This is a genomic window from Pseudomonadota bacterium, assembly GCA_034660915.1.
Taxonomy (GTDB): Bacteria; Desulfobacterota; Anaeroferrophillalia; order Anaeroferrophillales; family Anaeroferrophillaceae; genus DQWO01.
This window is the reverse complement of record JAYEKE010000186.1, coordinates 1-9,264: the sequence shown is the minus strand read 5'-3', so window position 1 is coordinate 9,264 and position 9,264 is coordinate 1. Positions and strand designations below refer to the sequence as shown.

8 protein-coding genes are annotated in these 9,264 nt (G+C 47.2%); 5 read left to right on the top strand and 3 right to left on the bottom strand.

What is annotated here, in order from left to right:
* Positions 1–204: 204 nt before the first annotated feature.
* Both U9P07_10845 and U9P07_10840 read right to left on the bottom strand, forming a co-directional pair.
* Entirely contained in the window at positions 205–1,023 is an 819-nt protein-coding gene (locus tag U9P07_10845; protein ID MEA2109903.1) for a nucleotidyltransferase family protein, read from the bottom strand.
* A gap of 67 nt (positions 1,024–1,090) precedes the next feature.
* Positions 1,091–2,233 (bottom strand): N-acetyltransferase, encoded by a 1,143-nt coding sequence (locus U9P07_10840; protein ID MEA2109902.1) that lies wholly within the window; start codon positions 2,231–2,233, stop codon positions 1,091–1,093.
* 806 nt (positions 2,234–3,039) lie between these two features.
* Between U9P07_10840 and U9P07_10835 the strand changes: the two genes are divergently transcribed.
* The gene (locus U9P07_10835) at positions 3,040–4,824 is read left to right on the top strand and encodes a fatty acyl-AMP ligase (protein ID MEA2109901.1); all 1,785 of its coding nucleotides are present in this window, start codon (positions 3,040–3,042) and stop codon (positions 4,822–4,824) included.
* Here U9P07_10835 and U9P07_10830 read toward each other — a convergent pair.
* Positions 4,821–5,000 carry a hypothetical protein gene (locus U9P07_10830; GenBank protein MEA2109900.1) on the bottom strand — a complete coding sequence of 60 codons (180 nt, stop codon included), beginning with the start codon at positions 4,998–5,000 and terminating at the stop codon, positions 4,821–4,823. The two genes, U9P07_10835 and U9P07_10830, sit on opposite strands and share 4 nt — an antisense overlap.
* Positions 5,001–5,227: 227 nt before the next feature.
* Here U9P07_10830 and U9P07_10825 point away from each other — a divergent pair, with 227 nt between their 5' ends.
* From U9P07_10825 to U9P07_10810, 4 genes are all read left to right on the top strand, one after another.
* Entirely contained in the window at positions 5,228–6,169 is a 942-nt protein-coding gene (locus tag U9P07_10825; GenBank protein ID MEA2109899.1) for an SDR family NAD(P)-dependent oxidoreductase, read from the top strand.
* A gap of 129 nt (positions 6,170–6,298) precedes the next feature.
* Complete coding sequence (locus U9P07_10820; protein MEA2109898.1) at positions 6,299–6,550, top strand: phosphopantetheine-binding protein; 252 nt, start codon at positions 6,299–6,301, stop codon at positions 6,548–6,550.
* Positions 6,551–6,552: 2 nt separating this feature from the next.
* Positions 6,553–7,728, top strand: coding sequence for an aminotransferase class I/II-fold pyridoxal phosphate-dependent enzyme (locus tag U9P07_10815; protein MEA2109897.1), 1,176 nt, complete (start codon positions 6,553–6,555; stop codon positions 7,726–7,728).
* Between the two features lie 61 nt (positions 7,729–7,789).
* Positions 7,790–9,264, top strand: a 1,475-nt coding sequence (locus U9P07_10810) for an ABC transporter ATP-binding protein (protein ID MEA2109896.1), incomplete at its 3' end; no start/stop codon positions are given.

Genomic DNA, 9,264 nt, shown 5'->3' with positions numbered 1-9,264 from the left:
ATGTTCCGGCATGGCTCTCGCTCATTCTCGCTGCACATCGTGTGCAGCTCCGAGGTGCCCGCCGCGAATCACCGTCGTGGTGATTCGTTCGGCGGTCAATGCCGCCTGCCTGTCGGCAGACACGGCTACGAGCCAAGCCCGAACATCCTGATAATGTCTCCTGGCAGCACAAGTCAGAAAGTTGAGTTGTATGCGATTAATTAATCAGCTACCGCTATAATCGTTGTTCCGGTCGGCAATGATTTTGTTGGCCAGGGCTAAATCTTCCACAGTATCCACATCAACGGCGGCTTCCGGCTGGATCATCATGATGGCTCCTGCCTTTAATCCCATTCGCCGGGAAATACGCCGTAACCCCTCTTTTATGGTTAATTGCCCCAGCAGGAAACGAAGTACAGTTATCCAACCGCAGACACTGACAATGCGTAAAGGTTTTTTTCGCTGTTGTTCAACCTGGCGCCAGAAATTGGCCGCGGAATAACTTTTCGGGGTCAGGAAGGCAAACAGGTTGCAGGAGCAGAAACTGCCGTCTTTAAGCTTGGTGACCGTACGCCGGCAGTTTGGAAAAGCTTCACTGAGCATTTCATAGGATGCCAGGCCAACAGCTAAATCATTATCGGTATTTCGCGCCTGGGAGCAGAAATAATCAACAATCTGCGGTGTCAGTAACGCGTGATCGGCAGTTGTTACCAGGACTGGTTTCCCCTGATCAATGTGTTGTAATGCCTCATAGGTGCTGGTGCTTGGTGTCTCCCGGTGTGCTATCCAGCGGATACTGTTTCTAGACAAAGCCTGGCTGAGTGCAGGTGACTGGTTGATTATCTCTCTGGAGGGGCCACAGAGGATACAGGAATCTACCTCATTGGAAGCTTCCAGGGCTTCAATAACGCGTATAACCATGGGAATGCCACCTACCGGTGACAGTGATTTGCATGGGGCGCCGGTTGCTTCGGCCACCGGGTCGCCTGATGATCGATCGGCGGCAAGAATAAGAGCGGTAAAATTACTGGTTTGTCCGGCCATCTATGTTTTTCCTTTTCGCGCAAAAAATATTCATTTTTAAGCCTTGAGCAAAGTTCGCAATGGTAATTCAGATTTCTTTTCGGTAGATAGAATAACGTTTAGATATCCTGCTGCCGAGAGTTTCAAGAATTTTTCGCATTTCCAGGTTGTCTTCCAGAATCCAGGACATTTCCACATCTATAACCCCTTTTTTTATTAGTGAATCGCGGGCTGCATCGATAACCATAAAGGCGAGAGCGGCTCCGATCAGCTGGTGTTGGTATTGTTTCCTGACCCCCATGAGGGCGACCCGGGCAGTTTTGGGATGTTTAACCTTCAATCGCCATAGAAGTTTCATCCAGCCCAAAGGGAATAAGTGGCCATTTAAATCAGTAATTATTTCATTGATATTCGGTAATACGACGATCATTGCGGCTGGTTTCCCATCCACCTCGGCAATCTGGATGAATTGTTTGTTTGCCAGTAGTTTAAGATCTTTGCCCATGGATTCCAGCTCAGCTTTGGTCATCGGAATGAATCCCCAGTTATTGGACCAGGCATCATTGAAAATATCGCCAATGATTTGTATTTCTTCATCGAAACGGGAACGGTTCAGATGCCTTATTTGTATGTGTTGCTTCACTCTTCTGGTTATCGCCAGCATGGCCCGGGGGGGGGTGAAATCTGCCTTGACCTGATAAGCCAGCAGTTCCTTGACCGGGGAAAATCCCTGCGCAATAATTCTGTGGCTGTAATATGGTTTGGCATGGCCCATCATAATGTAGGGCGGGGTATCAAACCCCGCTGTCAGCAGACCACATTCGTGGTTGATCGATAAATTAAAGGGTCCCATAATAGACTTCATTCCCCGTTCTTTCAGCCATGTCTGAGCAGTGTTCAGAAGTGTGGCAAATGTTTCCAGCCGATCTTCCGCCTCCAGCAGGCCAAAAAAACCGCACTGCTCATGGTGGTGATCCAGGTGAAGACGGTCAATCTGGGCACTTATCCTGCCGACAGCCTGCGTTCCGCGAAAGGCTATCCATGATTGAATCCGGGCGTGGGAAAAATAGGGGTTCCGGGAGTCGAGCTGGCGGTTTATGTCCATGATTAATGGTGGGACCCAGGCGGGATCATCCTGGTAGATATCCCAGGGTATTTTAATAAAACGATGTTGAAGGTAGCGGCCGGTTACCGGTTTAATGGCCAGTGGCAGATTATAGTTGGGTGACATATGGTATTATTCTTTATTCAATACTCAATTATCAGTGTGTTGACATAGCAGGCTTTTGATGTAGTGTCAGTTCAGGGGTACAATAATGATCATTATCTGTCAATATGAATATTAGTGCAAGACTGGATTGCCATAGTAATGTAACATCGCCTGATTTGCCATGATTACATTAACATATTGTAATATTAAACTATTTTCTTGAATATAGATTTTTTATATGCTAGGTGATTAGAAAAAGTTGGATTTGTTTAAAACGCATGTATATAATTCCTGGTTGATTCCACCCATGTTTATGGAAGCCGTGCATGTAGCAGTAAGCTTGTTTGTTCTGGTTTGCACTTTTGCTTCGCATGGGGACGGAATTTAATTCTGTCCCCATATTGAGACAAATATTGTTTATGTCATTAGTACCTTACAGGTTATTTTCTTGTTTTTTAACAAGAAAATGTTAAGTGCTTCACGGGTTCTTTGCCTTCAGGCAAAGGTTCCGATGAAGAAACTTATGCAAAGCTAAGTGCTTCACGGGTTCTTTGCCTTCAGGCAAAGGTTCCGATGAAGAAACTTATGCAAAGCTAAGTGCTTCACGGGTTCTTTGCCTTCAGGCAAAGGTTCCGATGAAGAAACTTATGCAAGGCTCTGATAAGAGTACTTATTTGCGGGCCGAAAAGGCCATATTTGGGTTGCGGGAGTTGTTCCTGCATTAGAATTATTATTGACTTTAATGCTGATTTTCGCTAAATGACCTTCTATCAAATTGGACAGGTAGCGATACCGTGCGGACTGTACTTGCCGGAGTTTAAGAAAATATGGAAATAACACCGACCTCTAATACCGTACCATTGCGGAATGGTGATTTTTTCAGTTTAGCTGAAGCTTTGGATTATGCGGCCACGGGCCGGACCGGCTATAATTTTTATGATGGTCGTGGTCGTTTGGCGACTGTTTTATCATATGTTCAATTGAGGACTGAAGCTCGTAAACTGGCAGTAAAGCTTTTGGCAACCGGGGCTGACCGTGGAGGCAGGGTGGCTGTTATTGCTGATACCCACCCTGATTTCATGCGAATATTCTATGCTTGTCAATATGCCGGATTGGTTCCGGTTCCCTTGCCGGCAACCATGTTTCTGGGTGGTCGGCAGGCATATGTTGAGCAGGTTCGTCGTTTACTGCATGATTGCCAGGCATCTATTGCCATGTCACCAGCCGGATTTCTTCCTTTTCTCCTGGAAGCAACGGAAGGGATGGATTTACTTTTTGCTGGCCAGATTGATGATCTGGATAAAATCGATGCCGCTCATATTGAGCTTAATCCTTCTCAAGCTCATGAAACTGCTTACCTTCAATATACTTCCGGCAGTACCAGGTACCCCCGGGGAGTCATCATCACCCAGAAGGCGGTGATGCACAATCTGTCATCCATCATCAGTTTAGGGATTAAAGTTCAGGAGAACGACCGCAGTATGTCATGGTTGCCGTTCTACCATGACATGGGTTTGGTGGGTATGGTTCTGGCGCCGATGGCTTCTCAGATGTCAGTTGACTATCTGAATACCCGTGATTTTGCTATGCGGCCACGTTTATGGCTAAGTCTTATAAGCCGGAATCAAAGCACCATATCCTTTGGTCCCCCTTTTGGTTACGAGTTGTGTGCCCGAAGAATACGTCTGCCGGAAGCAGATAAATTCAGTCTTTCCTGCTGGCGGGTGGCTGGTATCGGGGCTGAAATCATCCGTCCTGAACCTTTGCGGCAATTTGCCCGAACTCTGGAAGCAAGCGGCTTCGATTCGGGGGCATTTATGCCTTGTTACGGGATGGCTGAATGTTCATTGGCAGTCAGTTTTGTGCCATTGGGTCGTGGCTTGATAGTTGATGAAGTAAATGGCAATGATTTTACAGATCAGAGTCGGGAATTTTTGCCGATAGATAAAAATTCTGTTGAAGACAGGCAGCAAACGAACCGTTTTGTTGTTTGTGGCAATCCCCTGCCGGGTTATGAAGTGGAAATTCGTGATAATGATGGTAATGTTCTGCCTGAGCGACATTGTGGAACCCTTTTTGTTCGTGGCGGCAGTGTGATGGAAGGCTATTTCGGTAAAGAGGATGAAACTCAGGAGGTGCTGTCTGCTGATGGCTGGCTCAATACCGGAGATATGGCTTATTTATTAAATGGCAGCCTGGTGGTGACCGGGCGCCAGAAAGATTTGATTATTATTAACGGCAGGAACATCTGGCCGCAGGACCTTGAATTTTTTGCCGAACAACAGCCTGAAGTCAGAACCGGCGATGCATCAGCTTTTTCCATATCCGGTCATGATGGTGCTGAAAAAGCGGTATTGGTGGTTCAATGTCGTGAGTTGGATAAGGATGTCTATTCTGATCTTGCTCATCGTCTTCACGGCCTTCTCAAAAGGGAATTAGGGATAGAATGTCTGCTAGAGCTTGTTCCTCGCAATACCCTTCCCCGGACGACTTCCGGAAAATTATCCCGTTCAGGTGCCCGTTCCGGTTTTATGGTTCGTCACGCCGGTAGCAAGGCTTCCCTCGCTGAAACACTGTACTCGTTTCCGGAAATTTCAGCTCAAGCCATCTAATCCTTCATTCCTTTTTTCATTTTTATCGGTTTTTTGTAAAAATTACTTCTATAACATCTCAACTTTCTGACTTGCGTTGCCAGGGACATATTACCGGATGTTCGGGCCTGGCTCATAGCGGTATTGGCCGCCGAACGAATCACACGATGTGATTCGCGGCGGACAATCGGGGACATTGCTTTAGCGGTGTCCTCACAAGCCGGCCATAGACGGACGGCGAGAATGAGCGAGAGCCATGCCGGAACATCCCTGGAGATTTATTTCAACTGTTTTTAGGTCAACTCAGAAAGTTGAGATAACATATACTGAAGAGTAGAGAAGCTTTGTATTCACTTGTTGAAAACTATTGTGGATGTCTGTAGCATTGGTCAAATAAATCAGTATGACTGCCAACGAAACAGTAGTGACCGAGAGAAATGGAGTTATTGCAATTACCGGGGTGACCGGTTTTATTGGCAGTGCTGTTGCCAGACGGTTGACGCTTGCCGGTTGGCGGGTGAGAGGGTTGGCTCGTTCTTCATCGCAGGCCCGGATGCGGCTTTCCACTCTTGATAAACTGGAAATTATTGAAGGAACTTTAGAGGATTTCTCAAGTTTGCGGCAGTTGGTTAGAGGCTCCAGGGTTGTTATCCATTGCGCCGGAGCGGTTCGTGGGGCCCATGCCAAACATTTTAACCGGGTTAATGCCGAAGGGGTCACCTCTTTGGTACGCGTAACCCGGGAGATGGCTGAAAAACCTTCATTCCTTCTTCTCTCATCGTTGGCAGCCCGTGAACCACAACTGTCAGCATATGCGGCCAGCAAAAAAGAAGGTGAGCGGCAGTTGGCGCTGGTTGCCGGTGAGATGCCCTGGATAGCTTTGCGGCCGCCGGCGGTTTATGGTCCCGGAGACCGTGAAATGTTGCCGCTTTTTCGGCTGATGGAAAAAGGCGTTGCCCTGCTGGCGGGAGAGCGCCAGGCACGTTTTTCCATGTTATATGTTGATGATCTGGCAGCTGCAATTCAATCCTTCCTCGAACAACCTGAATGGTCACAGACAATATATGAACTTCATGATGGTCAGCCTGGCGGTTATAGCTGGGATGAAGTGGTTGTGCTTTTTTCTCGATTACGGGCTAAAAAATTGATAAAACTTCATCTGCCTTTGTCACTGTTGTCTCTATCGGCAAATATGAATCAGTTTATATCACGATTGACGGGGAAACAGCCGATGCTGACCCCCGGGAAAATATGTGAGCTGCTTCATCCTGACTGGGTTTGTGATAATCAGGCAATAATAGCTCAGACCGGCTGGCAGCCAAAAGTCAGTTTGGGAGAAGGCCTGCAGAGAACTATGAAATGGTAGTGATTGTGAACGGTGTATGGTATACGGCATAAGGTTTACGGGTTAGCAGACTTGTTCTGATGGTGTCCCCACTGCGCCTTACGCCTTATATACCTTTAACCTTGTACCTTTCTTTTATGAGGTGACTGGATGAAAATTAGTTATGATGATATACTGGCCAAACTTTATGGTATTCTCAGTGAAATGCTTGAGGAAGTTCCAAAACTGGATGAGAATACTGACCTGTTAACTGATCTTGGACTTGATTCTCTGGCGGTGATGCGATTGGTGGAAGCCGTTGAGGATGAATTTGATCTAGCTATCCCCTTGAATGTTCTTGCTGATGTCAGAACAATAAAGGAATTTTCGGAGCAGCTCCAAAAGATGCTTGAGGAAAAATAATCATGACTTTTTTTGCTAAATTGCGTCCCCTGGCGGAAGCCCGTCAGCATCTGGCTGGACAGGGGGTTGATTCAATTCATGTGGTGATGGATGAAATCCTCTCAGCGACGGAGGCAATCATTGAAGGCCGGAGAACCATCCTCGTCGGGACGAATAATTACCTGGGCCTTACCTTTGATCCTGCCTGTATTGAAGCTTCCTGCAGGGCTGCACGGGAAGAAGGTACCGGGACAACCGGCTCACGCATGGCTAATGGTAGCTTAAGCGGCCATGTTGCTTTGGAAAAGGAGTTGGCGGCTTTTTATGATCAAAAGGAAGCCATGGTCTTTTCCACCGGTTTTGTCGCTAACCTGGGGATGTTGTCAAGCCTTATGGGGCGTGGGGATGTTATTTTACTTGATGCTGATTGCCATGCCAGTATTTATGATGGCTGTCGTTTAAGCGGGGCTGATTTCATTCGTTTCCGCCATAATGATGCTGCCCATATGGACGAAAGGTTGCGGCGTCTGGGTGAGCGGGCGGCTAATACACTGGTTATAGTAGAAGGAATCTACAGCATGTTCGGTGACCGGGCGGCTTTAGAGGAAATTGTCGCGGTAAAACAGAAATATGGTGCTTTCCTGATGGTGGATGAAGCCCATTCCCTTGGAGTGCTGGGAGCTCATGGTCGGGGTTGTGCCGAAGATGCCGGGGTTGAAGACGAAGTTGATTTTATCGTCGGAACTTTCAGTAAAAGCCTGGCGGCAATCGGGGGGTTTTGTGTCAGCAACCATCCTGAGTTGGAGTTGATTCGTTATGCCAGCCGACCTTATATTTTTACTGCCTCATCTTCTCCTTCCGCCATTGCCTCAACCAGGGAGGCCCTGAAGATTATTCAGCATCGTCCTGAACTACGCCGGCAGTTGTGGGAAAATGCCAACCGGTTATACCAGGGATTGAAGGATCTCGGATATGTCCTGGGACCGGAGCCCAGTCCGGTTATTTCGCTACGGCTTAAAGAGGCTGAAAAAGCCTTTTCCTGTTGGCAGGGATTGCTGAAAGAGGGAGTTTATACAAATCTGGTGCTGCCTCCCGCTACTCCGGATGGGGGTTGTTTGCTTCGTTGCAGCGTCAGTGCCGCCCATACATCTGAACAGATTTCCCGAATTATTGCTGCCTTTACGACCGTTTCCTGTTAATTTCCCGGTGATCAATCAACACTTTGCGGAATAGCTGCCAGCCGCTTACGGTAATAAATTCATGCGCCTCCTCCAGAGTTTCTTCCGAATTTATCTTTATCCCAGTATTATGATGTTATTGGCTTTATTGCTGGCCGGTGTTGCTGAAGGTTTTGGCCTGGTTGCCCTTCTGCCTTTGTTGGGTATGACCGTAGGCGGTTTTGGCTCTGGTGCCGCGACTACGGTTGTCGATAACCGGGCAGGACAATTTGTGGTCAAAACATTGGCGGCCATCGGTCTTGAACCAGGGGCTAAAAATTTATTGCTCGTTATTGTTGTGGCCATTGTACTTAAAAGTATTTTGGTTTTGCTGGCTAAAAAAAAAGTGGGTTATACTGTTGCCCATGTGGCAACTGATTTGCGTTTGGGTTTAATCAGGGCATTGATTGCCGCTCGTTGGGAATATTACGTGGGCCAGCCGGTTGGCAGCCAGGCTAATGCGGTGGCGACGGAAGCTATGCGTGCTTCACAAGCGTATTTATGTGGTGCCACTATGGTGGCAAAACTGTTGCAGTCATTGGTTTATATCGGTGTTGCCGTACTTGTTTCCTGGAAAGCTACAGCAATATCTCTTCTGGCTGCAGTGATTTTTCTCCTGGCATTCAGTAAATTGGTGAAAAAAGCCCGACGGGCTGGGGCCAAACAGACTGATTTGCTGCAAAAATTATTATCCCGGCTAACTGACAGTATGCAGGCTATAAAACCCATGAAAGCCATGGCCAGAGAGAATCTGGCTGAAGCAATTCTAGTCAGTGAAGCCAGCCGGTTGAACAAGGCGTTGCGTAAACAGGTGGTAAGCAAAGAAGCCTTAAAGGCTCTACAAGAGCCAATGATTACTCTGATTTTGATCCTTGGGTTATATGTTTCTCTGATTTGTTTACATATTCCCATGGCCGAAGTTATGGTGTTAGTGTTTTTGTTGGCCAGAATTTTGACCCAGCTGGGAAAAGTTCAGCAGCAGTACCAGAAAATGGTGCTTGGCGAGAGTGCCTATTGGTCTCTTTTGGATAAAATACGGGAAGCAGAGCAGGAACGAGAACCATTAATGGGTGTTCATATACCAAAGCTCAACCACGAAGTGTCACTGAAAAATGTCAGTTTTTCTTATGGTGATTGCCAGCTGTTTAATAATGTTTCGCTGAAATTTCCTCTCAATTCATTTACTGCCCTGGTGGGAGTTTCAGGGGTTGGCAAGACAACCATCGCCGACCTGATTACTGGTTTATGTCGACCGCAACAGGGAGAAATCTATGTTGATGATCTGCCGTTACAGGTTATTGACTTACGCTTGTGGCGGCGGATGATTGGCTATGTCCCCCAGGATCCTTTATTGCTGCATGATACTGTTTTTGCAAATGTTACGGTAGGTGAAACAGGGATTGGAGAATCTGAGGTTGAAAGTGCTTTGAAAGCTGCTGGAGCCTGGGAATTTGTCTCGGCTATGCCCCAGGGAATGTATTCGGATATTGGCGAAAGGGGTGGTAAACTATCAGGTGG